Source organism: Sphingobium sp. TKS, assembly GCF_001563265.1.
GTDB lineage: Bacteria > Pseudomonadota > Alphaproteobacteria > Sphingomonadales > Sphingomonadaceae > Sphingobium.
On record NZ_CP005083.1, the window covers coordinates 3,823,666 to 3,847,362 of the forward strand.

Genomic DNA, 23,697 nt, shown 5'->3' on the forward strand with positions numbered 1-23,697 from the left:
CAACATCATGGAGGATATCATGGCCCAACTGTCTCCCCTTCGTGGGGTCTTAGCAAGCGCGGAGCACGCATATGCCTGCGCGATTCAGCGCCGCAGCGCCACCGGCCGCAATCAGTATGTCATCCGCACCGGCAGTTCGATCCAGCCGTTCCGTGTGACGGAGACGCGTCCGGCGAAGGACGAGAATCTCGTCCTGCACGTCGCCTGACGGAATTCCCATCATCGAGGAGGCGCCAATGAACACTGCCGATCGATACCCGATTGCGCCTGGCATGTGGATCAGGACCGAGGAGAACGAGAAGCTCCTGTTCCTGCGATATTCCTCGACCGGCCACTGGGGCTTCTTTTCCGAGGACGGCCATCACACCGCGCGGGAATACAAGCTGCCGCTCGCGGGCCTCAAACCCTGGTACAAGGAACGCCGCCCATGAAAACGCACGCGCTGGCGAGCGGCCTTCGGGTCACTCTCAACAAGACCGAACTGCAGGCCTTGCTAGCGCTCGCGCGATATGGCGCCGAACAGATCGCGGCCGCACACCACTCCTATATCCTGCCCAGGCGGGGGGAAGCCGTGGCGGCGGACGTCATCCAGGGCCTCGAACAGGGGCTGTCGTCGGTCCGTTGGAAACAGGCAGAGGCCAAGGCACGACGCGATGCACCCAAGCGCGAAGCCGCGCGGCGCGCAGCACGCGAGCATTATGCCGTGATTGATGGATATAACGTGTGGGGCATGTTGGGAGACTGGACCGATCTCGCGGACGATCCCGACCGGCGCCAGTGGGCGGACCTGTTTAATCCTCTCACCGAAGCCCGTGAGCAGGCAGAAGTTCGCCGTAATGTCTGGCGGATATATATCAGCAAAGGCAGCGCGGCGGCGGACGATCTCATCGTCTATCCGGGCGATTGCACGCAGACCGCCGATCGGGGGGAAATCGGCGAACTCGCCCGACGTATCATCGCGCAACATCGGGAATGACGGCATCGGCCGTTCCGAAATGGCTCGCATGGAGAAAGGGGGAAGGGTGGCGGTGAACTTCCCTGGGAGCTTGCCATGACCGCCAGCGATTTTGCTACATACCATCGACCGGCTACGCCGCCTGTATTCATTTCCGGATCGCTTTCCATCCGGCAGCTTCCAGCCTGCGTGATGAAGCGGCTTGGCGTGATCATCGACCAGGAACTGCCTGTCGTGATCGGTGATGCCCCCGGCGCGGATGCTGCTATCCAGCACTTTCTTGCCGAGTGCGGCGTGCGTCACGTCACGATCTTCTGCGGTGGTTCCGTTCCCCGTCACAATATCGGCATATGGCCGGTCCGGCAGATCCGGGCCGATGCTCCTGCGGGCACACGCGCGTTCCATAGTGCGAAAGATCGGGAAATGGCCTGCCTCGCCGGCGCCGGGTTCGTCATATGGGACGGAGCAAGCCATGGCAGCCGCGCCAACATTCGGCGCCTGTGCGAGCGCGGGCGGTATGTCGTCGTCTATCTTCGCCCTGAAGACCGGTTCGTCACCCTCGCCAGCGATGCGGAACGGACGGCGTTCCTGGCGTCCGGCCGTCTCGGTTGACATTGCCGCGGCATAAGGGGCGCGGGGCTTCGCCATAAACCGCCTCACTCTTGAACTACCCTGACAGGAATAACGCCAATGACCGAAACCATCCGATTGTCCGCCGGAGATATCCGGCGACTACGAGAGATCGCCGAACGCATTGCTCGCCGTGACAGTTCGGCTGCCCGCTTTGCGATCGAGATTGCCGAGCGCGTCAGCCTCGTGACGGGCGATGCCGCCCTCAACATCCTCGCAATCAGCCAGGACCCGGATTGGGCGGACACCGATCTCAATCAGACATTCCCCTGGTCGCGCATCCGCGAGCGCCATATGCTTGTAAACGCCCGGGCGCTCTTCGACCTCTATATCTATGAACGGCCCGGCATCGGCGAGACCGGCGATCTTGTCTGCTGTGTCCAGGCCGAACTGGATGGACAGGGCCTCGTTGCCGTCCACGCCGACAGCGCCAGGGATGTCTGGCGCCGGTCGGATCTGTAGACTGTCCTCGGGCCCATTCGATACGATGAGTGCGATCGCGCACAGCAACCATGTCTTCGGGAACCCCGCCATGCGCCTATTCGGACTCTATGCCGGAAGCCGCGATGGCAGTTCGGTCTGGCTTGGGGCGGGGGCCTGCGACGCCGACGCCCGCGCGTTGGTGATCCGCTTGCAATGATGCGCCAATCCATCGGCCCAAGTGACTGATCGGCGATGATGAGATGCCGTCTCGCGGTCAGGAGTGGAGGGAGGGGGCGATAGTGATCCAAAATGGAGAACATCGCCATGTCCACCAGCGAAGAATCCTCGAAGGCTGTCGGAATCGTCGTGACCATCCGTGTGATCACGACCACTTCTGATATCGACATCGCAACACCGGAGCAGCTTGCACCCGTGCTCCATGCGGCAATTCAGCGCCTTGGGCAGCTCGGGCGGACGGGATCACTCGCGCTCGCCGCACTGGTCGATAGCGAAGACGACGATTACAATCATGGTTCCTTCTGGATCGACAGCATCGCCGAAGGCGTCAGCCACAGCTATTTCGAACGTCGAAAGGGACGTGCGATGTGGAAATTGCGATACTTCGCGAACGCAACCCGCCTGCTGTTCAAGGGCAATATCCGGTGGGTCATCTACCGCAAAGCTTTGCGCGAATGGCCTGTTGCCGTGGCCGGTAAGGACGGCGCCTATCAACTGGATCCCGATTTTTCGGCCCGCTGGTAGCGCCTGCATCCACGGCGCGCGCGCAAGCGCTGGCGCACAGACCGCTTGAAAGACAGGCTTCTCCTTCTTAGATAGTGAATCGAACGATTCGACCAATTCGGTCGAATGGAGGCAGCCATGCAGACCATCACCGCCAATGAAGCCAAGACCCGCTTCGGCGAACTGATCGACCGTGTACAGCGCGAGCCGGTGCGCGTGACCCGCCGCAATCGGGTTGTGGGTGTGATGGTTTCCCCGGAAGACTATGCAGCCATGCGGGCGTTCTACGCGGACAGGCTCGCCAGCACGCTACGCGAAACCGCCAACGAGGCCGCGCAGAAGGGCCTTACCGATAGCGAACTGGAGCGTCTGCTGTCCGATGAAGGGTGACAGGTTCGTTCTCGATACGAATGTCCTCATCAGCGCCGCGCTTTCAGCGGATTCGACCCCCGCAAGGGTGACGCTCTGGGTGATCGCCCATGCCCGGCTGATCTTCGCCGAGGCCACTTTCGAAGAATTCCGTTCCCGTCTTTGGCGTCCGAAATTCGACAGATATCTGACCATCGAGCGTCGAAATCAGATTCTACACGATTTCAGCGCAATCGCCGACTGGGTGGAGCTGAATGACGATGCTCTTCCGGTCAGCAGCCGAGATCCCGATGATGATATGTTCATCCGCGCCGCCATGGCCGGCTCGGCTCGCTGGCTGGTGAGTGGCCACAAGGATTTGCTGGACGTTCAGGGATTGCCGGCGATTACGATCCTGACGCCGGCGGACATGCTGAAGCGGATTTCCGCATAGCTCTGCCGACAAGGCGCTGGCGGCGGTCAGGCTCCTTCGAGCAGCCGCTCTCGTGCGAGATCAAGCGCGTGCGACAATCGCATCGCCACCACCTGATCCTTGGGGCCGGTCAGGCATTCGAGGGCCGCCTCCATCAGCTCGATGGCTTTTTTCAAACCTGGCTTTTCGTTTGTCATGTCTGCTTCTCCGTCCCGTCGCGCTCAGTCGGCGGGCACCCTCCCCGAAGGAGGATGCCGGCCCCTGAGCCGGACGGTAGAAAGACGCGAACAATAGAACGCGCGCCTGATCTTTAGCCGGAGCCTGGACATAATCAGGCAATCCGGCCGCAAGGCATGCGCCGACTCTATTGTTCGGAGTTTCTACTCTCCGGCCCACCACCGGCGGACACGCTCCTCTAAACCAATCGGGCAGCAACTGCCAATCGGTTCCGGGCGAAATTACCGGATGCCGCAGGTGGGGGCAGGATATTCAGCGTGTCGATAGACGCGCCGCTTCGACCGGCCGATACATATCCGCGCGATCACGCATCAGCTCCGTAAGCCAGACGAGATGGCTCGCCGCGTCCGCCAGCGGCAACGTGGCCACCGCATCGAACAAGCAGCGCTGATAAGGTGAACCGCGATCAAGAATATCGGCAAGGCGCTCGCGAGCGGGGCTATGGAGATCGCTGATCCCGGCATTGGCTTCGCGGGCCGCCTCCAGAAAGGCTTCGGCCAGCTCCTGCGTCTCGTAATATCCGGAATCCAGACCTTCCCCGAGGGCGAGGGCGGCGATCTCGCTGCGCACATCCGCGATGTCGGGATCGTTGACCGCATCGATCAGGGGCAGGCTGAAATCGAACCCGGTGAGATAGTCCGCAATCATGGGAAATCCTTTCTTCCAGGATTGGAACATAGGTCGAACATGTTTACAATCGGAATGATGCCCCGCAATAGGATCGTCGTGATCATATGCTTTTCCTCTTCCGCATGGGCCGCCTCGACCGGCGGATATCCCGCGCCGTGACCGCGGCGGCCGTTCCCCTGCGCCTTCAGGGACGTCTGCGCCGATCCGAGCGCGGTTTCCTCCTCGAGATGGAGGATGGCCACGTCTGGCGCCTCGAGGGCGCGCAGGATTTCCCGCCGCTGGTGGACGCGACCGTCATCGTCGAGGGACGCAAGGCGAGCCCCAGCCTCCTCGACGTTCTCTGGCTCGGGCCGGCGTAGCATCCCCAGAGGCACGCTCTGTTTCCTTCCTCAAGCGTCGCGCTCGCGGCACCGTTGCCGCGGACCTCGGCGAGGACGCCTCGGCCCGCAATCAGCGTCGCACGCGGTCTGTCATCCCACCCTGCGCCGCCTCGCAGGGTCTCGGCGTGCCAGGGCTGGTCCGGGCAAGCAAGGGCTGCCTCCGCCCAAGCTGCGGTAGAAGAAAATGGGCCTGCCGACGGGATTGCCTGATCCAAAGGTGTCGGCAGGCCCATTTTCTTCAACCTCCACTAGGGCGCAGCGCGACGTCCCTTGCTCACCCGGACCAGCCCTGACCCTTGAGCCCCGGCGAAGGCGGCTCCGGATGGGATGACAGACAGGCCCCGTCGCGTCCAACGCTGATCAGGAAGGAATGGCTTCGCCATGCTTTTCTTTGTTCGGGACGCTGCCGCGTCCGTTTTTCTTGGCTCAGGCTCACCAAATAGGATGAAAATCTGTCAAGAAAACAATGGCATATACTCGAAAAGGGGGAGGGGGTATAAGTATAGGTGCGGATGGGGATTGGCCCCGGAAGCATTTTTCAGGAGTATAGGTCATGAATATCGGTGAGTTCAATTTGAAGAAGGGCCGCCTGATTGGTTCGATTGCTACCCGTGCAATCGACCTGCCCAAGCTGGCCTTGCGTCCCGTCGAGAGCGACAACGAACTGGCCCCGGCTTATGAGATCGTCGCGCCCAATGTCGGGGGCCGCGTGGTGCAGATCGGCGCGCTTTGGGAAGCCACGGCCAAGCGGACCGGCGAAGTGTTCCTGCAAGGGAATATCGACGATCCGTCCATGTCCGAACCGCTCCCCATCGCGCTTTTCGGCACGGTCGAGGAAGGCTATCGCGTGGCATGGCGCAGGCAGGACCAGCGCGACGATTTCGGCCCTGCCGTCCGCTCCCCGCGCGACAATGCACCGTCCGGTTCCGGGCGCGGCGATGACTACGGGTTCGGGGACAGCACCGCCGATGCAAACGGCGGATTGTCGAGCCAAGGCGCCGCCGCCGATCTGGACGATGAAGTCGCGTTCTAGGCGCTGAACCAAGACGGGCCGGGGGAGTGGTGGAACACTTTCCCGGACCCTGACCGATCATCGAGCATCAGGAGCCATACCATGAGCAAGCAATCAGCTAAGGTAGCCGTTAGCACATTCGCCGACCTGCCGGAACTCTACGCCGAAGCCATCGCGACGAACCCGTTGGAAGCATCCTTTGGCGATCCGTTGCCGCTGTCGATCATCGAACCGGGCGACGAGCCGGGGGAATATGAGATGCCCGAACCCTTCGCGGCGCAGAAGGTTTGCGGCGAACTCATGACTTCGCTGCATGGCCTGCTGCACGACACGCGGCTTGACCCGCTCGCCCCGCAAATCGCTTGGGGTATCGTCAACAGCTTCCATTTCGTTGCGGGAACGCTGGAGCGTCAGGAGGATCGGCTTGCCGACAAGATCCGCGACATGACCCGGCGCATGGAACCGGGGGAGGTGTTCAACAAAGACCTTGAGGATACCCAGTTGCTTTGCCAGTCGCTCACCGAACAGCGCGCCGCTATCGAGGCGATGCGGGATTATGCCGCCGCGCTGTATCGCGCTTGCTGGCGCAAGGCATGGGCACCGACCAAGGGCAGCAAGGCTTCATCCGTCACCACCGCAAGCTATGTGAACGCGTTGGATTTCTTGCAGGAGCGCGCCCTTGCCAAGCGCGAGAAGCACCAGCCGCAAGGCCCTGTCGTCATCCTGTCCGGCCCCGCCATGTGGGAGGAATGGGAGCCGCTTTGGGCCAAGCTGGACGAGATCAAGGCGCGCGTGCCGCATATGACGCTTGTCACCACCGGGCAGCGCAAGGGCGTTGACGCCATCGCGGCGGCATGGGCGGCAAGGCAGGGCGTGCCCGTCGTCGCGTTCGGCCTCTACGGGGGAGGGAAGAAGCCCGCCTTCACCCGCAACAAGAAGCTGGCCGAGCTTGGCGCGGTGGAAGCCGTCCTTTGCGAGGGATCGGGCATTCAGGCCAATCTCTACCAGACCTTGCGCAAACAGGGCGTTCCCATTCACGCCTTCCGCAAGCCCAAGGATGCCCCTGCATCCCGCAAGCCGCAGGACGGCGAAGGCGATACATTCAGGCGCGCACGGCGCAGCGCCTGACAGCAGACAGCGCGGCGCTTCCCCCAAAGCGCCGCGCCGCTGACAGGACAACAGACCGGCCAAGGCTGGCGCGCATCCTTGCGCGCTGGCCTTTTGTCGTGCCGCCGGCCGCCGCCGCGCCTGACGGCGCGGCGGCGGGGAAGAAAAGGGAAGGGCCGACAGCTTCATGCCCCCGCCAAGGGCGTGGACGTGGCACCATCATTCCCCCTTGCGGGCGCCGGCGCGGCTGGCGCTTTCCCCGAACGGGAGACCTCGGGCGCGACCGACGCCCCCTTGAGCGCCGCCAGCGCACCCGCGCCGCCCAGCCGCAGCACATGGCCCAGCACGTCCCGGAACTCGCGTTCCGTCAGTTGCTCGATCGGCAGCGCTGTCACGATTGCCGCATAGCGATCGCGCAGCTTCTGGCGCGTGGCGGCAATCTCGCCCGCAATGCGTTTCTCGCGCGCTTCCAGATCAGCGAGCTTATCGCGTTCAGACATTTTCGGCATGACCAGTTTCCTTGTTCAGGCTGGCCCGCTCGTCACGCGATCCTTGTCGCACAGGCGCATCCGCGCCACAAGCGACCCCGCCGCATAGCGCGGCCTATCTCCCCTGATCGACCACCACCGCCATGGGTGCGCCCGGCAGCGGTAGGGATGACGCAGCGACGCTGTCGCTGCGGGCAAGCGACGCACGCGCTGCGCGGTTTGTAATGCACCGTACGCACGGGTGCTGTGGCCTGAAACTGCCCTATAATCAATGGTTTCCGTTGGCAGACGCGTCAGCCAGATTTCACGTTATTTGGCTGACGCGTCTGCCGCCTCAGTACTATTGCCCGAAAAAGCCCCGCAATTCCGTCGTTTCCGGCTGGCAGACACGTCCGCCACGCTGATTTTATTGTGATCGTCGCTTGTCTGCGCTATAGTTGCTGTGCGTCGTGACCTCCTTGTCGAAGCTCCAGTCGGAGCATCACCTTGGCAAGGGTCACAATCCGGATCGACGATGCCCTTTACGAGCGGCTGCAGCGCCGTGCCCGTAAAGTCGGCGTCAGCGTCGCCGAACTCCTCCGCCCCGCGATCGACCAGACCGCCGATCCCCGCGGCGGCTACGTCTACACGACGCAGGACGAAATCCTCTCCTGCGTCCTGCAGACGCTCTCTATCCTCGCGGCATCGGTGCGACGCCGGTCGCCCGAGACGCTCGAACAGGGCATGGCCGACGCCAGGGCGCTGCTCCTCGAAAAGGGGCTGCTCTCACCGGACGAACAGCCATGACCCGGCGCGCGGATCCCCACCTCACGGACACATGCCCGGCCTCGCGTTCCCCCTCGGCGGGCTTCCCGTCCGGCCGCGCGATTGCCTGCGATTATTCCCTGCCGGTCAGGGCCATCCCAAATCGGGGGGCATGCCGTAGCGCACCGCCAGCCGTTCGGGGGAGGGGCCGGCCATGAGCATCTTCCGCAACGACACGTTGGGGAGCTGGACGCGGGGCGGGCAGGCGATCGTCCACAATGTCCGCATGACCACCCAGGTCTTTTTCCAGACCGTGCTGGCCGGGCTGATCCTCTGGTTGATGGGGACCGGCTGGTATGCGTTCGAAAAGTCGACCGACTATCAGCGCTTCGTCCTCGCCAAGCTGGTGGAGGCGACCATCAAGGCGGATGCGGCGCCGGGGACCAATGACCCGGTGCTGTTCCGCACCCCCGACGGGCGCCAATACTGGACCTCGGCCGACACCCTCGCCGACTCCGGTGTCGCGAAGCAGGCGCTCCACAAGCTCGAAAAGGACCTCATCCACGGGGCGGCCATTGCCGGTGTGGTCGCCCTCTTCGGACTGGTCAGTGCCTGGTTCTATTTTACCCGAACCGGGAAGGGGCTCGGCTCCAACGAATATCTGCGCGGCGCCCGCTTCGGGACGGCCTCGGAAGTGCGGCGCGCGCTCCGAGGGCAGAAGAAGGGGGCGCTCACAATCGGCGGCGTCGCCGTGCCGGAAGCCTTCGAGCCCGAACATATCCTGCTGGTCGGCGCGCCCGGCACGGGCAAGACCAACCTCATCACCACCATGCTCGAAGGCATCCGCAAGCAGGGTAAGCGGGCGATCGTCTATGACACGGCCGGGAGCTTCGTCGAGAAATTCTATCGCCCCGGCAGGGACATCCTGCTCAACCCGCTCGACAAGCGCACCGACATCTGGAGTCCCTGGGTCGATGTTCCGCGGGAGTATCATTACGACCAGATCGCGGAATCCACGATCCCCGACAAACATGGCGATCCGTTCTGGAGCAAGGCCGCGCGCGGCACGCTGGTCGCGGTCCTGCGCAAGCTCGCGCGGCAGAAGCACACGCTCATCTCGGTCCTGCTTGATCGGGTGCTGCGTTCCCCGCTCGCCGATCTTGCCGCCTATGTGAAGGGCACCGATGCCGCCGCTTTCATCTCCGCCGAGGGGGAGCGCACCTCGGCCGGCGTCCAGGCCGAGCTTGCCTCGGTCATGCGCAGCTTCGCCTATCTCGACGATACCGAGGACGGCTTCTCGATCCGGCGTTGGGTCGAGGACGAGAAGGACGACAGCTGGCTGTTCGTCACCGTCAAGGCCGACCAGCTTCCTTCGCTGCGCCCCCTGATCACGGTCTGGCTCGACATCGCGATCAGCGCGATCATGAGCCTCACGCCCGACCGCGACCGGCGGCTCTATTGCGTCATTGACGAATTGCCGACGCTCCAGAAGCTCCCCAGCCTATCCGACTTCCTCGCCCGTGCGCGCAAATATGGCGGCTGCGGCATATTGGGGTTCCAGTCCTATCCCCAGCTGACCGCGACCTACGGCAAGGAGGATGCGGCGGCCATCACCGGCTACTGCTCGACCTGGGTCGCGCTCCGGGCGAACGATAGCGACACCTCGGAACTTATCTCCAAAAACCTTGGCCGGGTCGAGCAGGTCGAAGCCAACGAGGGGATGAGCTACGGCGTCAATGACATGCGCGACGGGGTGAACCTCAGTCGCATGCAGGTGACCCGCCCGCTGGTTCTGGACACCGAGGTCACCCATCTGCCGAACCTTTCGGGTTTCCTCCGTTTCGGGCGCAATCTCCCCGTCGTCCGTTTCACCGATCGCTTCAATCCGCTGCCTTCGATCGCGGCCGCGTTCGTTGAACGCACCGAGCCCCCCAAAAGGCTGCCGCTCGGCAAGGCCATCATCTCCCAGGCGTGGGCAGAGCGCCGCGCGCGCCAGGCGCGGGAGGAGGCCGCGAGGCGAGGGCAGGGTCCGGGACATCCGGACACGCCGCCGTCTCCCGGAACGGGGCAAGGCGATCTTTTTACCGGCGAGGCCAATCCCCCGCCGGCGCGGGAGCCGACCCAGGAGCCGCCCAGCCTGCCGGATCCCCAGGACGCCGTGCCGCAGGATGAGGTGTTCGGACCCACCGACCACAGCGATTCCGGCATGACGGACGAGGGAGCGCCGATCGACGATCATCCCGACGAGGAGAACAGGGTTGCCACCCCCATCCCCTTGTTGGGGGCGACGCGCGGCACGATCCGTGTGCGGCTCGACAGCCATGGCCGTTCCGAAGGCCCGCGTGAGAAGGCGAAGCCGGCATGATCCATCCTCGCCGCCTCAAGGGGACACCCGCCAATATCGGCCGCTACTATACAATCGGCGACTATTATACCAAGGGCGGCAACGAACCCTCCGAATGGGGCGGCAAGCTCGCCGCCAGCCTCGGCCTGTCCGGGCCTGTCGACCCCAAGCAGTTCGAGGAACTGCTCGCCGGCAAGGTCGGCGACCAGCAGCTCGGTCGCCGGCGCAAGGAAGGCATCCAGCATCATCCCGGCTGGGATTTCACGATCAGCGCGCCCAAGTCGATCTCGATCCTGGCGCTGGTCACGGGCGACGAGCGCATCCTTGCCGCGCACGAGCGGGCGGTCGGGGTTGCGCTTGCCTATGCCGAGGAACATGCCGAGCTGCGCCGCCGGGTGGACGGCGAGATCGTCCACGAGACGACGGGCCGGCTGCTGTTCGCGCGTTTCACCGAATATGCCAGCCGCGAGCACGACCCGCAGCTCCATACCCATGTCGTCATTCTCAACATGACCAACCATCTCAATGGCGACCGCATGTCGAGTCTCGAGACGCGCTCGATGTATGCCGAGCAGCTCGTCATGGGTCAGATCTATCGCAACGAGATTGCCCGCGACGTGCGCGCGCTGGGGCATGAGATCGTGTTCGATCCGCGTAAGGGGCTGTTCGAGGTCGAAGGCATGCCCGGCCAGCTTATCCGTGACTATTCGCAGCGCGCCGAGCAGATCAACGAGCATGCCGCGGAGCACGGGCTTGAGGGACAGGCCCAGCGCCGGATCTCCTTCTTCGCGACCCGAAAGGCCAAGGAGACGATCGGCCTCGATGACCTGCGCGAGCAATGGCGCGTGCGTGCTGAACCCTATCGTGAAGATCTCGACAGGCTCCAGGCCGCGGCGCAGGAGCGGGGTGAACGAACCATCGAGACCGATCCGCGCGTTGCCCGCCGCGCCGCTCTGTTCGGCATCCGCCAGAATGAAACGCGCGAGGCGGTCAACAATATAGGCCGTCTCTATCGCACCGCGCTCGCATCGCATGTCGGTGAGGTCCGCCTGGGCGACGTGCGGCCGCTCTACGATGCGCAGGAGAACAAGGGCAAGCTGCTGGTCACGGTGCGCCAGACCGGCGACCAGCCGCTTCCGCGCGGCCGGACATCGCGCCGGACCGCCAAACTCGAACTCGCACTGTCCGAGCATCTGTCTCTGGCCATGGGCGATGCGAAGCCGGTTGCCACCCGTGAACGGCTGGAAGAGGCTGCGACGGCCGCCAGGCTGAAGCCCGAACAGGCGGCCGCGCTGATCGCCATCGGCAGCGGCACAAACCGGGCGGTCGGCGTGCATGGTGTCGGCGGCGCAGGCAAATCCACCCTGGTCGCCGCGTTGGTCGATGCGACCCGCGACGACTATACCACCGTGGCGCTCGCACCGACCTCTTCGGCGGCGGCGGAACTCGGGCACAAGGCGGGCATCGAATCCCGCACGCTCGCCTCGCTGCTCGCGAGCGGCGGTTATGGCATTACCGACAGGCATATTCTCGCGCTCGACGAGGCGGGCCAGCTCGGCAACCGCCAGGCGCTGCGCGTGCTGGAGATCAGCCGCGCGACCGGCGCGCGTCTCATATTCCTCGGCGACAATAAGCAGACGGGCGCGATCGAGCAGGGCAAGGCCTATTGGCTGCTCCAGCAACTCGGGCTGCCGACTAGCCAGCTCAAGGAGTCGCGGCGCCACCTGACCGACGCGACGCAGGAGGCCGCGGACATGGCGCGCAAGGGCGACTATGCCGCGTCGCTCGCCGCGCTGGATCGCGTGACCACCGGCGACACCGCGGAGAACCTCGCCAAGGCGATGGTCGCCGATTGGACCCGGCTCAAACCGGAGACACGCGACGAAACCAATATCCTGGTCCTCGACAACGCGACCCGTCTGATCGTCAACAGCCATATCCGCGAAGTCCTGAAACGCGAGGGCACCGTCGCGGCCGAAGACCATCGGCTCGAAGTGCTGACCCCGTCCGGCCTGACCGACCAGGAAAAGCAGATGGCGCGCTTCTACAGCGCGGGCCAGGTGCTCAAGTTCACGCGCGACAATCCCGGGCTGGGGATCGCGCGCGACGCCGACTATCGCGTCGTCGGGGTCGGCCGGAACAATCATGGCCGCCAGGTCGTGCGCCTGGTTGACGAGCATGGCCGCCAGATCGAATGGCGTCCGGGCCTCGGCAAGGCGGCGCATGTCAATGTGTTCCTGCCTGAGAAGCGCGACCTTGCCCAGGGCGACCGCATCCAGTGGCGGCTGGTTAACAAGGAACTCGAGGTCAAGAATGCCGAACGCGGCACCGTTCTGGCGCTCGAGGGCAATATCGCGACGATCAGATGGGACCGCGGCGAGCGCGTCCAGCAGGTCGATCTCTCGGCCCACCGGACCTGGGATCATGGGTATTCGGAAACCGTCTATTCGTCGCAGTCCAAGACCTATGACCGCGTCTATGCGCTAGCGCCTGTGGAATCCGGCCTCGTCAACGGTCAGAACTATTACACCGCCATCACTCGCGCCGCCTATGGCGTGAAGCTCTGGACCGAGAGCCAGCAACGTCTCGCGGAAAAGCTCGCCTCGCGATCGGGCGAGAAGACCTCGTCGCTCGAAGGGCTCGGCCGGATCAGGGCCGACAGCCACAAGATGCGGGGACTTCGCCACAAGGACCGGCACGACCGCTCCCGCGAGGAGAATGCCCGCGAGCGCGACGCCCGCAAGGCCGAGCGGGAGCAGCGCGAGCGGAAACGGCAGGGCCGCTCCGAACCCCGCCCGAACAGTCTTGCCGAGATACTCGCCGGCCGCGCGCAGGAGGCTGCTTCGCTGGTCGACCGCTTCCTGCGCGGCACGATCGAACGAGACCGTCAGCACGCACCGGCGGAGCCCGATCGCGGCGGCGCTCGCGAACCTGCCCAACAGTCAGAGGCTAGGCCAGATCCCCAACCGCAGCATGATCATGGCGGTCATGGTGGTGGACATGACCGATAGGAGAGAATGATGGAACAGCTGCTAATCGCGATATTCGGTGCCGCTCTGCTTACCCTGATATACCGCAGCTATCGCATACCGATCACCCATCGCTGGCGACGGCGACAGGCGCGCACGATGTGCGAGCAGTTATGCGGACGCGATCGCGACCAGCCCGCCGCGCTGCATTATGCACGGCTTCGCGCGATGGACCCGCTGGCGTTCGAGGAATTGCTGCTGGAGGCCTTCGAGCGGCGCGGGCACCGCGTGATCCGCAATCGTCGCTATACCGGGGACGGCGGGGTCGATGGCGAAGTCATCATCGATGGCCAGCGCTGGCTGATCCAGGCGAAGCGCTATCGCGACGCCATCAAGCCCGAGCATGTGCGTGAGTTCGCTATGCTCTGCGCCACCCGGAAACGGCGCGGCATGTTTGTCCACACCGGCCGCACCGGCGGGATGAGCCGCACAGTCTGTTCCGGCGCGGACGGCATCGAGATCGTGTCGGGACAGCGATTGCTGGCGCTTCTAACTGGCGGGCCCTTCGAACCCGGCCGCTTCTCGCCGCGGGATCGCGTCGGACGCACACCGTCCAGCTATCGTGATCGGACGCCGCTATGAGCGGTCGTCGACGAGGCCCGAACCGCCAGTCGATGTTCGGCACGGTGCTCGCGGCGATTGCGTTCCTGCCCGCCGCGCTGACGCCCGCGCCTGCGCTGGCGAAACCGGGCGCGCCTGGCGAGGCGGCTGAGATCGCTCGCTGCATTCGCGTCGCCGCGCGCGGCTATGGCTGGCTCGAAAAGACGCTCTGGGGCCTGCGCGAGCAAGAGGCGGGCTGGATCGGCGCAGAGGTCGCCAATACCAACGGAACGCACGATCTCGGGCCACTCCAGATCAACACATGGTGGGTGCCGCGCCTAGCTCGAGTAATCGATAGGCCCGAGCATCAGGTCCGACACTGGCTGCGCTACGACGCCTGCTTCAACGCCGAAGCCGCACGCTGGATTTTCCTCTCCGGGCTGGAGGCGACTGGCAATTATTGGGCGGCGGTCGGCATCTACCACAGTCCCACTGCGTGGCGGCAGCGCAGTTATGCCTCCAAGGTCGCCACCCACATGCGCAAGTTATACGGCAGAGATGTGTTCGCGCCCCGTAGTTCGGAACGAAAGAGGTAGAGTGGATGAGGCCGTGAGCGCGGTCGGCAGTGGCGCCGGACCGGATCGTACACGGCTCCACTGTGCGGCTATGAATGCCCTCGATCCTCCAATGGGCTCGTCCGGCAATCGGGAGGCGTAGAAATAATCAGCATCAGGGCGGGCAGGCTCATGTCACTTTGGTCAGCAACGGGCGCGGACTAGCATATGTTCCTGCCATCCAGCACGGCACCCTGGCCTCCGGCCCGGCCCAAGGGCGCCTGTGTCAGGCGGCCTCGGCCTCGGCGGGCGTCCATGACGGGAATGGATCCCTCAGGCCCATCCAGAGTTCCGGGGTGAACGTGCGGACCGGCATCAGGCATTCATCGAGCCGGGGCCGGATGCGGGCTTCGTCCATGCCGATCCCGATGAACACCAGTTCTTGCCGCCGGTCGCCCCACACATTGTCCCAGTGGGCCGCGACAAACCGCTCGAAGCGATCATCATCGGGCCATTGGTTTTTGGGAATGCTCGCCCACCAGCACCCCATGCGCGAGGTCATCGTCTGCGAGCCAGCAACGGCCAGCTCGCCCACCCACTCGGGCCGCGTCGCCAGCCAGAAATGCCCCTTGGCGCGCACGACATTGTCGAGACCATCCGTAACCAGGAATGCATGGAGCTTCGCTGGGTCAAAGGGTGCGCGCGCACGGTAGACGAAGCTTTCGATGCCATATTCCTCGGTCTCCGGCTGATGGCTGGCGTAGCCGTAGAGCTCCTTGGCCCAGAGCGGATGCTGCGCGGCCTTCTCTTCATCGAACAGCCCGGTGTCGAGAATGGCGTCGAGCGGCACGCGGCCGTGATCGCAGGTCAGGATGCGCGCATCCGCATTGAGCGAGGCGATCAGTTTCTTGACGGTCGCAAGCTGATCCGCGGACACGGCGCTCGCCTTACCGATGCGTCCAAAGGCGCGTTGCTTCGGATCGAGGCGCGCGGCTTGCCGCCGGGTTGGCACGGCGTCCATTTCCACGAGAAGGCGGATTGCGGAGACGCGGCTTTCCAGGGCGCCGGTGGTCATGTCCATTCGGAAAAGCCGATCGTGCATGGATTCCGGGTCGAGGGTGCAAACGATGCCGGCGACCTGCCCAATATCCATGTGCAGGAAGACGGCAGTGTCACGGTCGAGCTCTACTCCACGCTGGTTTCGGCCAGTGGTGCCGATGGTCGACCTGCGCTCAAAGATGCGGACGGGTCGGCGCCGGTAATCCACGCCAATCCTGATGACTATAGGACGCAACCGATCGGGGGGCGCCGGCGAGCGAATCGCCTGTGCGGTCATTCCATAATCATCTTTGTTCAATGACCCGTACCCGCCAGTTCTATGCCGACGCCATGCTGACGATTATCGCCGCTCATTGCCTCGGGACGCTCGATGCGTTTCGCGCCCATCTGGCATCCTTGGCGCAGATTACAGTGCGTTTGCTTTCACCGCTCACATCCGACGCTACCGTCTCGGAGAACCCATTGCACGACTAGTTTCAGGAACGGGTGAGCGGACAAAGAGCCACGCGCCCGACGAGGAGGAAGCCATGTATGTCGGACCGCACCTGCGCAAAGCGCTCTCACGCCTCAACAGGGCATCCTCGATCGAGGCACTGCGCGACGGACTAGCCGATGCCGCGCGGCAGATGGGCTTCCCCTTTGTTGCGCTCGTTCAGCATGGCGGTCTTCCACGGCTGGTCGAGCGTTCTATGGTTGTCACTAACTATCCTGCGGAATTCGTCCAATCCTACATCGAGAACCACTATTTCATCATCGATCCGGTATATGAGGTAAGCTATCAACTCGACCGACCGTTCGGCTGGGACGAGATCACCAACTACGTCGAGCTTGCCGATCACCAGCATGCCCTTTTCGAGGAAGCGCAGGGCTACGGGATCATTCACGGCATCACTGTGCCGCTGCACATACCGAGCGAGACATACGCATCCTGTACCTTTTCCCGCCCGACGCCGATCGCGATCACACCGTCTTTGATGACCACGCTCCAGATCGTCGCAGGCTTCGCGTTCAAGACTGGCCTTTATCTTCATCACGCCATGCAAGGCCGCAATGTTCCTCGGCTTACGCGCCGCGAGGCCGAATGCACTGCGCTGATCGCGCTCGGCAAGACCGACTGGGAGATCGGCGAGATCCTCGGAATTGCTCAGACCTCGGTGCGGTATTTCATATCCAGAGCCAAGCAACGCTACGGTGTTTTCCGGCGCTCCGAGCTCGTCGCTCGCGCTATTGTTGACGCCCAGATACCGATGAACTGACTTATTATCGTTGACCCTATGCGAAGAAGGTCGCAAACCACATGCGTCGGCGGTTTGGTCCGGACGTGTTTGCGGCAAGCTGCGGGAACTTGGTGAAGTAGTTTTGGGCGATGAATACAAGCGGTTGAATAGCTTTCAATGCTGGCCTCCAAGGCTGGGCAGGCAGCCCGTTCGCTGCATCTGCCCTCCGAGGTCAACCCTTTTCAGCGAACACTGGGATCGTACCTAAGGTTGTGCGCTGGCCACCTGCGCTTTGCAGCTTCCACCCCAATTCAGCGATGCATCGTTCGCCGTCCTCCAGCGCCTGCGCGGAAGTGTGGACGGAGTAGTAGCCTGGATGCAGCTTGTGCGGAGACGCAGGCTGCCAGGGTGGCGCCTGAGGCTTGAAACGCGGCTGCCGCGGCGTGAATGATCCGTGAGATACTGACAATGGGCGACCCAAGTGATCGCGGCGCATCCGCGGACGACAAACGCCCTGCTGCTCGCTGGCGCGAGAAATCGTTAGTATCCATCTGCGAGGGGCGCGGTGCCCGCAAAAGAGGTCGGGCGTTTGGTGAACCCTGGGTCAGCGGACTGGTTTCGGCCGCCATTGCGGCACCACATTCGTGGGCGCTTTACGGAATGTGAACAGACGATGCTTAATGGATCGTTGCGGCGTGACAGTCGGGTCTGGCCGGAGGAACAGTGAGAGAGAACGAATTTCGAGCGTGGCTGATGGCCAAGGGCTATGCCGAGCATTCGGTAACCAGCGACATCAGCCGGATGCGCCGGGTCGAGGCGGCGATGCCCGACTATGGCTTGGTCGACCGGGATCTGGACCAGGCCTATGAACGCGACGCGATGGAGGCGCTGCTCGCGGCGCTGCGGCAATCGATCGACGATCTGCCGCACAATACGCCGCCTGCCGTGCTGGTTCCGCGTTCGAACAATTATGATGAGCGGTTGCGAACGGCCTTGCGGGGTGCGGAGGCCTATCGGGAATTTTGCCGGGGCGAGGCGGGGGAAGAGCAGGGAGACGCCGACCGGGTTCGCCGGCATGCGATGGAGCATTATTTTGCGCCGGCGCGCGGGGCGGGCGAGGCCATTGTGGAGATCCCCGTCCGCGAGATCAACGCCGCGCTCGAGCTCAAGAACCACTACAAGAATATCTGCCAGGCCCTTGCCGGTCCCAAGATGCAGGCGCTCGCCGATGTTCCGCCGCCGGTGCGGACGGGCAAGAACGACAGCCCGTTCACGATTTTCCGCTACACGCTGACCCGCTTCGACCGAAGCATGCTTGAGCGCCTGCGGAAGCTGTTCGTCGAGAAGCATCCCGACTTTCGGGATTTCGGCGACAGTGCAAGCTATGCATCGGCCGAGGATAACTACAAGCGCGCGCTTCTCATTCGCGCCGAAGAAATGATGGAGGAACATCGCTCGTCCGACGATGCGGTGCTTGGCGCTGCTCTGCTCGATCTCGCGTCGGGCAAGGCCGGGCTTGAGAGCAACCTGCTCGACTGGCGCGTGGCCAGGATGGTCGCCGATATCCGCGCGAGCGACCCGGGCGTGATGGAAGAGTCCGCTGGCAAGCTGGCGCGCGCGCCCGATGCGATCGCTGCGGTGACCGAATGCGCCGAGCGCATCTGGCCTCATCTCTGCGAGAAATGGACGACAAGCCGGCCTCTGGCGGAAAGCCGCACGATCCCCACGATGATCCGGGCCCTGGTCGATCCACGGGCGATGCTCGGCATTCGCTCGAGACCCACCGACAATGCCGCGCGGATGCTGATGGGCTCCCCCGCTTTTGGCGCCCAGCCTCTCGGTGCGGCGGAACTGGCGGCGGTGCTGGATCTGGCGAGGCGCATCTTCGCGATCATGGAGGAGGAATGGGGCTGGAGGCCGCGCGACCTGTGGGACGTGCAGGGCTTCATCTGGGAAACCTGCCAGGAGCGTTTGCCGCCCGTCGAGGAGAAACCGGCCGATCGGGCTGGAACGAGAAAGAGAATGACCATGCCGACCAACCTCATCCTCTACGGCCCTCCGGGGACGGGCAAGACCTATGAGACTGCGCGGGAGGCCGTGCGCCTGTGCGGTGAGGCGGTCCCGGAGGACCGTGACGAGCTGATGTCGCTTTATCGCGCACTGAGCCAGAAGGGCCGCATCGAGTTCGTCACCTTCCATCAGAATTTCAGCTACGAGGATTTCGTCGAAGGCCTGCGTCCCGTGTCGGGCGAGGGCGAGGATGGCGCCGATGCGCCCGCCGGCTTCAGCCTTCAGCCCCAGGACGGGATCTTCAAGCGGATCGCCGATGTTGCCGGGAGCAACCGCGGCAAGGTGGGGCAGGGCGACCGGGCCGTAATCGATCGCAGCCGCAAGGTGTTCAAGATGTCGCTCGGCCGGAGCTGGTCGTCACGTGACGACCTCATCTACCAGGAAGCCATTCGCGAGGGCTATGTGGTCCTCGGCTGGGGCGGCGACGTCGACTGGTCCGATCCGCGCTACGATCAATGGGACGCGATCAAGGAGCGGTGGCGGCAGGATCATCCCGACGCCAGCGGCAACGACCCGAACATGTCGCAGATGTTCACCTTCCGCATCAACATGGAGATCGGATCGCTGGTCGTCGTCTCCGACGGCAACCGCAAGTTCCGTGCGATCGGCGAAGTCACCGGACCCTATCGGTTCGTGCCCGGCGTGAACGGCGAATACAACCATCGCCGGGCGGTTCGCTGGCTCTGGCACAGCGACGAAAGCCTGCCCCGCGAGCAGGTCTACAATAAGGAGCTGAGCCAGGTCTCGGTCTACCAGATGGACAGCCGTCATGTGAATTGGGACGGTCTTGAACAGACGGTGGCGACCGGCGACGACGGGAGCGGGACGGGGACGCCCGAAGGCCATGTCCTGATCATCGACGAGATCAACCGCGCCAACATCTCCAAGGTGTTCGGAGAGCTGATCACGCTGATCGAACCCGACAAGCGGCTCGGCATGGGCAATGGCCTGACCGTCCGCCTGCCTTACTCCAAGGCCCCGTTCGGGGTGCCGGCCAACCTGCACATCCTTGGCACGATGAACACGGCGGACCGGTCCATCGCCTTGCTCGACACCGCGCTGCGTCGGCGCTTCACCTTCCGGGAGGTCGCGCCAGACCCCGAACTGCTCGTGGACGCGGAGGGGCGTTCCGCCGTGCCGCTTCGGGAGGCTCTCGAAACCATCAACGAGCGGATCGAATATCTGGTCGATCGCGAGCATCGCATCGGCCACGCCTTCTTCATGCATTGCGCGTCGCGCACCGATGTCGACGCGGTCATGCGCGACAAGATCATTCCATTGCTCCAGGAGTATTTCTTCGAGGACTGGGGACGGATCCATGCGGTGCTCGGGAGTGGCTTCATCGGTCAGCGCGTGCTGAAGGCGCCGCCGGGAATCGACGGGCTGGAGCGCAAGAGCTGGTTCGTGCGCGTGCCCTTCGCAGACGATGCCTATGAGGCGCTGGTCGGGAAGGTTGCCGCGGCACAGGACGGCGTGGCCGATAATCCGGCACCGCAAACGGCGTGACGCATCTTGCGGTTCCCGAATGGGGCCGGGCGCCGGTTGGCCCGCAAGGTTTCTCCGTCGCGCAGGCCGAGGCGCTTGTCGCCGCGGCGAGGGGGCATCCGCTTGGCGGCGCGGATGGATCGGGGATCGTCTCCGACCATCGTCATTACCTGCAGGCCCGCCAGATGGTCGGAGTGCTTGCCGCGCCGGGATGCAGCCTCGAAATCCTGCCCAAGGTCGATCCCGACGCGCCGCACGAGGACATGCCCACGGTCCGCCGGCGGCTGGTCGCGCTCCTCGACCTCGCCCTGGGTCTCGACATCGGCGCCGGCGCCGCGACGGCGATGGGGTGGGGGGCCGGGAATCTGCTCGAGATTCTCATCAGGATATTCGCCGACCGGCTCCTTGTCGAAACCCGGCGAGGCCTCCCGCGGCGCTATCTGCCGCATGAGGACGATCTGTCGGCGTTGCGGGGGCGTCTCGATGTCACCCGGCAGTTCACGCATCATGCGGTCCGGCCCGATCGGCTCCCCTGCCGGTACGATCAGCTCTCGAGCGATCTTCCGCTGCTGCAGGTCATGAAAGCGGCCGTGCTTGCGCTGCGCCGGCTGAGCCGCGCGCCCGACACCCAGCGGCTGCTGGATGAGCTTCGTTTCGTGCTCGCCGGCGTCTCCGATATCCCCCTGTCGTCATTGCCGTGGGATCGGGTCAGTATAGATCGGACCAACCGGCGCTGGGAGAGCCTGTTCGCCCTCGCCCGTCTGCTTGTGAGGCGCGACTGGCAATCGACCTCGGCGAGCGCCGGCGGCGGGGAGGGTGTTGCGCTGCTGTTCGCGATGAACGACCTGTTCGAAGCTGCGGTCGCCGCGCTGCTTCGCCAGGATCTTGCCGGCAGCGGCATCGATGTCGTCGCGCAGGGCGGCCTGCGCTATTGCCTGGGCGACTGGCGTGGGGACGAGGATTGCACGGGGCACCTGTTCCAGACGCGGCCCGACATCCTGCTGCGCCGGGACGGCGAGGTGGTGGCCATCGTCGATACCAAGTGGAAGTCTCTGAGCGGAGATCCGCTCGATCGCCGCAAGGGCGTCGGCCAGGCCGATGTCTACCAGATGATGGCCTATGCGCGGCTCTACCGCTGCGACCGCCTGATGCTCCTCTATCCCGCGCGTCCGGGATCGGGAGGCGCCGTGGTGCGGGAGTTCGGTATGGATGGCGGCAGGGAATTACTCGTGTTGGGGCAGGTCGATATGTCGGGCAGCCTGGATGACGCACGAACCGGGCTTTCCGGGTTGGTTGCTGGGATGCTTTCGCCTTTGGCGACGTGACCATCGGCGCCGTCACAAATCTGGTCGGGCTTGCGTCAGTGTACTCCTTCGATGGGGCTGGCGGACTTGCACAGCTTGGCAGGCTTGGTGGACGGCCTGTGATCTGCTGATCGGTGAAACTGACGACAGGCAGGCAATGGCGCGATAGGGTGGCCACGAGGAGGGACAATGTTTCATGGAAATGTCAGCCTAGCACTACTTTGGCAGAATTGCAGGATGTGCAGTTGCCAGGCATCCTCCGCAATGAGGGCAATGGCGCGGCGGCGCGCGCGATAAGCGGTCAAGGATAGCTTGGCGTACAGCCGGTAGGCTCGGCTGAGGGGGCGGACCGGAGACTCTTTTTTTTCCGCCCCGTCTGAGCGAGCCTTCGTGTTTGCAGGAAGGCATAGGCGATCATTGTCATGAGCGCATGGCGATGCAGCCCGGTCCACGAGCGGCCCTCGAAATGGTCGAGACCAAGTTCTTCCTTGAGTTGCTGATGCGCCTGTTCGCAGACCCAGCGCGCCTTGATGGCGCCGGCGACATCTTTGGCTGGCGTGTCGGCGGGAAGGTTGGAAAGATAGTATTTTCGCTCGCCGCTGGAGCGATGCTCGCCCACCAGCCAAGCCTCTTCGCCTGGCATGTGCTGTGCGCCAGCAGCACCGATCCGCTGTGGCGCGCCATCAGCGATCCGCACGCGCATGACAGCGAAGCGGGCGCTCAGACGGCCTTTGGTTCCGCGGCGCCAACTGATCTTCCGCCACTTCGCCTCCTCCAGCATGGTATGGGCGGCCAGGGATTTGACGTCGGGTACGTGCCGGACACGCGGTCGTCCACGTCCCGCCACCGGGAAGATCAACTGCACGTCTGAGGGATAGACCTTCTGGTGGCGGGGGATGCCGACCGCCCAGCAGAGGCCCCGTGCGCTGAGCGCCTGCCGGAACGGTGCGGACAGGCCATAACCGGCATCGGCCAGGACGCAGCCAAAGCGCACGCCGGCAGCGATGATGCGGTCGATCTCCTCAATCGCGATGTCAGGCTTTGTGCGATAGGCCCGAAATGCTTCGGGCACAGCCGCCTTGGCCATCCGTGCAGTGTCGCTGGTCCAGCTTTCCGGCAGGAACAGCCGCAAACCCAGCATGACCGGAACTTCTCCCGAGGCCAACGTCACCGATACCAAGGTCTGGCAGTTGGCGTTCTTGCCCAACACCGTGGCGTATTGCGGCGCGACACCGACCGAGGCCTTGCCCTTCTTGGGTAGCGCTGTGTCGTCGATGATAAGCCAGGCCTTGTCGCCGCCGACCAGCTCATCAGCCTGTCGCCACAACGTCGCCTCCAGCGGCGCGCTGTCCCAGATCCCTGCTCCGACGAAATGGTGTAGCCGGTCATAGCTGAGCGCGTCGATGCGTGCTGCCATCGGCTGGATACTCTTGCGATCGCCCGGGCCTATCAATCCGGCGATATAAGCCGGACACATCCGCCGCCGCGTCTTGTTGGCCAGAGCCTGCAAATACGGCTCAAGCCACTGTTCGAGGTCCCGCCGCCAATCCTCTTCCATCGCCAGCCTCCACAAAAGCTGGCTCCCTATGAATCACGCATTCCTCCGAAGGGGAATCCCAAAAATTACACTTCTGCCAAAGTAGTGCTAGAGATCGCGCGAGCCCTGAAGGTTCTGCGCAGGCGCATCGAAGCGGCGCAGATCCCCTCATCGAATCTCGATGAGACGCTCAACATCGCCACCTGGAATAACCGCAGAACTATGTCCTGTATGATCTCGGCAAGCCGATTCTTGAGATATTCTTGAGATAAAGCGGCTGCGATATTGAGAGACTGGGCGATCAATTGAAAACATTTGGGATGAGTATGACGCCCGCGCCCGCAGCGGAATGATCATGCATTTGTGTTGCCCATGACCTGCTCTCGATCTTGGGCCATCCGGCCGGAGCTGATCCGGTCAATCTGATGAT

General features: G+C 63.9%; 25 protein-coding genes. 20 read left to right on the forward strand and 5 right to left on the reverse strand.

Annotation, left to right across the window (positions count from 1 at the left end):
- The first annotated feature begins 19 nt into the window (after positions 1–19).
- The 8 genes from K426_RS18945 (at position 20) to K426_RS18980 (ending at position 3,551) form a co-directional block, all read left to right on the forward strand.
- Positions 20–208 carry a hypothetical protein gene (locus K426_RS18945; RefSeq protein ID WP_021688167.1) on the forward strand — a complete coding sequence of 63 codons (189 nt, stop codon included), beginning with the start codon at positions 20–22 and terminating at the stop codon, positions 206–208.
- A 28-nt stretch (positions 209–236) separates the two neighbouring features.
- Positions 237–431, forward strand: coding sequence for a hypothetical protein (locus K426_RS18950; RefSeq protein WP_021688166.1), 195 nt, complete (start codon positions 237–239; stop codon positions 429–431).
- On the forward strand, positions 428–976 hold the full coding sequence (locus tag K426_RS18955; protein ID WP_021688165.1) for a hypothetical protein: 549 nt from the start codon (positions 428–430) through the stop codon (positions 974–976). The genes K426_RS18950 and K426_RS18955 overlap by 4 nt, the downstream gene beginning before the upstream one ends.
- A 75-nt stretch (positions 977–1,051) precedes the next feature.
- The gene (locus tag K426_RS18960; RefSeq protein WP_021688164.1) at positions 1,052–1,567 is read left to right on the forward strand and encodes a hypothetical protein; all 516 of its coding nucleotides are present in this window, start codon (positions 1,052–1,054) and stop codon (positions 1,565–1,567) included.
- 78 nt (positions 1,568–1,645) lie between these two features.
- Positions 1,646–2,047 (forward strand): hypothetical protein, encoded by a 402-nt coding sequence (locus K426_RS18965; RefSeq protein ID WP_021688163.1) that lies wholly within the window; start codon positions 1,646–1,648, stop codon positions 2,045–2,047.
- A 270-nt stretch (positions 2,048–2,317) separates the two neighbouring features.
- On the forward strand, positions 2,318–2,770 hold the full coding sequence (locus tag K426_RS32180; protein WP_021688162.1) for a hypothetical protein: 453 nt from the start codon (positions 2,318–2,320) through the stop codon (positions 2,768–2,770).
- 117 nt (positions 2,771–2,887) lie between these two features.
- Positions 2,888–3,139, forward strand: a complete 252-nt coding sequence (locus K426_RS18975) for a type II toxin-antitoxin system prevent-host-death family antitoxin (protein ID WP_030090526.1) — start codon at positions 2,888–2,890, stop codon at positions 3,137–3,139.
- Positions 3,129–3,551 carry a putative toxin-antitoxin system toxin component, PIN family gene (locus K426_RS18980; protein ID WP_021688160.1) on the forward strand — a complete coding sequence of 141 codons (423 nt, stop codon included), beginning with the start codon at positions 3,129–3,131 and terminating at the stop codon, positions 3,549–3,551. Before K426_RS18975 ends, K426_RS18980 begins: the two co-directional genes overlap by 11 nt.
- Before the next feature lie 26 nt (positions 3,552–3,577).
- Here K426_RS18980 and K426_RS32185 read toward each other — a convergent pair whose 3' ends face one another.
- Both K426_RS32185 and K426_RS18985 read right to left on the reverse strand, forming a co-directional pair.
- Positions 3,578–3,727, reverse strand: a complete 150-nt coding sequence (locus tag K426_RS32185; RefSeq protein ID WP_021688159.1) for a hypothetical protein — start codon at positions 3,725–3,727, stop codon at positions 3,578–3,580.
- Between the two features lie 292 nt (positions 3,728–4,019).
- The gene (locus tag K426_RS18985; RefSeq protein ID WP_021688158.1) at positions 4,020–4,415 is read right to left on the reverse strand and encodes a hypothetical protein; all 396 of its coding nucleotides are present in this window, start codon (positions 4,413–4,415) and stop codon (positions 4,020–4,022) included.
- Between the two features lie 86 nt (positions 4,416–4,501).
- On the opposite strand from K426_RS18985, the gene K426_RS18990 reads away from it, so the two are divergent.
- The 3 genes from K426_RS18990 (at position 4,502) to K426_RS19000 (ending at position 6,917) form a co-directional block, all read left to right on the forward strand.
- The gene (locus tag K426_RS18990; protein ID WP_030090527.1) at positions 4,502–4,756 is read left to right on the forward strand and encodes a DUF5818 domain-containing protein; all 255 of its coding nucleotides are present in this window, start codon (positions 4,502–4,504) and stop codon (positions 4,754–4,756) included.
- Between the two features lie 574 nt (positions 4,757–5,330).
- On the forward strand, positions 5,331–5,810 hold the full coding sequence (locus tag K426_RS18995; RefSeq protein WP_021688156.1) for a DUF736 domain-containing protein: 480 nt from the start codon (positions 5,331–5,333) through the stop codon (positions 5,808–5,810).
- An 81-nt stretch (positions 5,811–5,891) separates the two neighbouring features.
- A complete protein-coding gene (locus K426_RS19000) occupies positions 5,892–6,917 on the forward strand; it encodes a DUF2493 domain-containing protein (protein ID WP_021688155.1) in 1,026 nt (341 codons plus the stop codon).
- Between the two features lie 164 nt (positions 6,918–7,081).
- On the opposite strand, the gene K426_RS19005 is transcribed toward K426_RS19000, so the two are convergent.
- Positions 7,082–7,405 carry a hypothetical protein gene (locus tag K426_RS19005; RefSeq protein ID WP_021688154.1) on the reverse strand — a complete coding sequence of 108 codons (324 nt, stop codon included), beginning with the start codon at positions 7,403–7,405 and terminating at the stop codon, positions 7,082–7,084.
- 465 nt (positions 7,406–7,870) lie between these two features.
- Here K426_RS19005 and K426_RS19010 point away from each other — a divergent pair, with 465 nt between their 5' ends.
- From K426_RS19010 to K426_RS19030, 5 genes are all read left to right on the forward strand, one after another.
- Complete coding sequence (locus K426_RS19010; RefSeq protein ID WP_013846862.1) at positions 7,871–8,170, forward strand: CopG family transcriptional regulator; 300 nt, start codon at positions 7,871–7,873, stop codon at positions 8,168–8,170.
- Between the two features lie 172 nt (positions 8,171–8,342).
- Positions 8,343–10,493 carry a type IV secretion system DNA-binding domain-containing protein gene (locus K426_RS19015; protein WP_021243122.1) on the forward strand — a complete coding sequence of 717 codons (2,151 nt, stop codon included), beginning with the start codon at positions 8,343–8,345 and terminating at the stop codon, positions 10,491–10,493.
- Entirely contained in the window at positions 10,490–13,483 is a 2,994-nt protein-coding gene (mobF, locus tag K426_RS19020; protein WP_021243121.1) for a MobF family relaxase, read from the forward strand. Before K426_RS19015 ends, mobF begins: the two co-directional genes overlap by 4 nt.
- Before the next feature lie 9 nt (positions 13,484–13,492).
- Positions 13,493–14,083, forward strand: a complete 591-nt coding sequence (locus K426_RS19025; protein WP_021688151.1) for a restriction endonuclease — start codon at positions 13,493–13,495, stop codon at positions 14,081–14,083.
- The gene (locus K426_RS19030) at positions 14,080–14,637 is read left to right on the forward strand and encodes a lytic transglycosylase domain-containing protein (protein WP_021688150.1); all 558 of its coding nucleotides are present in this window, start codon (positions 14,080–14,082) and stop codon (positions 14,635–14,637) included. The genes K426_RS19025 and K426_RS19030 overlap by 4 nt, the downstream gene beginning before the upstream one ends.
- A 244-nt stretch (positions 14,638–14,881) precedes the next feature.
- Here the strand turns inward: K426_RS19030 and K426_RS33115 are convergent, their stop codons facing one another.
- On the reverse strand, positions 14,882–15,445 hold the full coding sequence (locus tag K426_RS33115) for a GTP-binding protein (RefSeq protein ID WP_171905943.1): 564 nt from the start codon (positions 15,443–15,445) through the stop codon (positions 14,882–14,884).
- On the opposite strand from K426_RS33115, the gene K426_RS33120 reads away from it, so the two are divergent.
- From K426_RS33120 to K426_RS19050, 4 genes are all read left to right on the forward strand, one after another.
- Complete coding sequence (locus tag K426_RS33120) at positions 15,386–15,955, forward strand: superoxide dismutase family protein (RefSeq protein WP_373280335.1); 570 nt, start codon at positions 15,386–15,388, stop codon at positions 15,953–15,955. The two genes, K426_RS33115 and K426_RS33120, sit on opposite strands and share 60 nt — an antisense overlap.
- A gap of 226 nt (positions 15,956–16,181) precedes the next feature.
- The gene (locus K426_RS19040) at positions 16,182–16,910 is read left to right on the forward strand and encodes a helix-turn-helix transcriptional regulator (protein ID WP_021243116.1); all 729 of its coding nucleotides are present in this window, start codon (positions 16,182–16,184) and stop codon (positions 16,908–16,910) included.
- Between the two features lie 684 nt (positions 16,911–17,594).
- On the forward strand, positions 17,595–20,447 hold the full coding sequence (locus K426_RS19045; protein WP_021688147.1) for an AAA family ATPase: 2,853 nt from the start codon (positions 17,595–17,597) through the stop codon (positions 20,445–20,447).
- Positions 20,444–21,751, forward strand: coding sequence for an McrC family protein (locus K426_RS19050; RefSeq protein ID WP_082748709.1), 1,308 nt, complete (start codon positions 20,444–20,446; stop codon positions 21,749–21,751). Before K426_RS19045 ends, K426_RS19050 begins: the two co-directional genes overlap by 4 nt.
- A gap of 280 nt (positions 21,752–22,031) precedes the next feature.
- On the opposite strand, the gene K426_RS19055 is transcribed toward K426_RS19050, so the two are convergent.
- A complete protein-coding gene (locus K426_RS19055) occupies positions 22,032–23,288 on the reverse strand; it encodes an IS701 family transposase (protein ID WP_021243113.1) in 1,257 nt (418 codons plus the stop codon).
- Between the last annotated feature and the right edge of the window lie 409 nt (positions 23,289–23,697).

Coding starts and splice junctions, on each gene's coding strand:
- K426_RS18945 (WP_021688167.1), top strand. CDS start 20: ATGGCCCAACTGTCTCCCCTTCGTGGGGTCTTAGCAAGCGCGGAGCAC.
- K426_RS18950 (WP_021688166.1), top strand. CDS start 237: ATGAACACTGCCGATCGATACCCGATTGCGCCTGGCATGTGGATCAGG.
- K426_RS18955 (WP_021688165.1), top strand. CDS start 428: ATGAAAACGCACGCGCTGGCGAGCGGCCTTCGGGTCACTCTCAACAAG.
- K426_RS18960 (WP_021688164.1), top strand. CDS start 1,052: ATGACCGCCAGCGATTTTGCTACATACCATCGACCGGCTACGCCGCCT.
- K426_RS18965 (WP_021688163.1), top strand. CDS start 1,646: ATGACCGAAACCATCCGATTGTCCGCCGGAGATATCCGGCGACTACGA.
- K426_RS32180 (WP_021688162.1), top strand. CDS start 2,318: ATGGAGAACATCGCCATGTCCACCAGCGAAGAATCCTCGAAGGCTGTC.
- K426_RS18975 (WP_030090526.1), top strand. CDS start 2,888: ATGCAGACCATCACCGCCAATGAAGCCAAGACCCGCTTCGGCGAACTG.
- K426_RS18980 (WP_021688160.1), top strand. CDS start 3,129: ATGAAGGGTGACAGGTTCGTTCTCGATACGAATGTCCTCATCAGCGCC.
- K426_RS32185 (WP_021688159.1), bottom strand. CDS start 3,727: ATGACAAACGAAAAGCCAGGTTTGAAAAAAGCCATCGAGCTGATGGAG.
- K426_RS18985 (WP_021688158.1), bottom strand. CDS start 4,415: ATGATTGCGGACTATCTCACCGGGTTCGATTTCAGCCTGCCCCTGATC.
- K426_RS18990 (WP_030090527.1), top strand. CDS start 4,502: ATGCTTTTCCTCTTCCGCATGGGCCGCCTCGACCGGCGGATATCCCGC.
- K426_RS18995 (WP_021688156.1), top strand. CDS start 5,331: ATGAATATCGGTGAGTTCAATTTGAAGAAGGGCCGCCTGATTGGTTCG.
- K426_RS19000 (WP_021688155.1), top strand. CDS start 5,892: ATGAGCAAGCAATCAGCTAAGGTAGCCGTTAGCACATTCGCCGACCTG.
- K426_RS19005 (WP_021688154.1), bottom strand. CDS start 7,405: ATGCCGAAAATGTCTGAACGCGATAAGCTCGCTGATCTGGAAGCGCGC.
- K426_RS19015 (WP_021243122.1), top strand. CDS start 8,343: ATGAGCATCTTCCGCAACGACACGTTGGGGAGCTGGACGCGGGGCGGG.
- mobF (WP_021243121.1), top strand. CDS start 10,490: ATGATCCATCCTCGCCGCCTCAAGGGGACACCCGCCAATATCGGCCGC.
- K426_RS19025 (WP_021688151.1), top strand. CDS start 13,493: ATGGAACAGCTGCTAATCGCGATATTCGGTGCCGCTCTGCTTACCCTG.
- K426_RS19030 (WP_021688150.1), top strand. CDS start 14,080: ATGAGCGGTCGTCGACGAGGCCCGAACCGCCAGTCGATGTTCGGCACG.
- K426_RS33120 (WP_373280335.1), top strand. CDS start 15,386: ATGCTGCGCGGCCTTCTCTTCATCGAACAGCCCGGTGTCGAGAATGGC.
- K426_RS19040 (WP_021243116.1), top strand. CDS start 16,182: ATGTATGTCGGACCGCACCTGCGCAAAGCGCTCTCACGCCTCAACAGG.
- K426_RS19055 (WP_021243113.1), bottom strand. CDS start 23,288: ATGGAAGAGGATTGGCGGCGGGACCTCGAACAGTGGCTTGAGCCGTAT.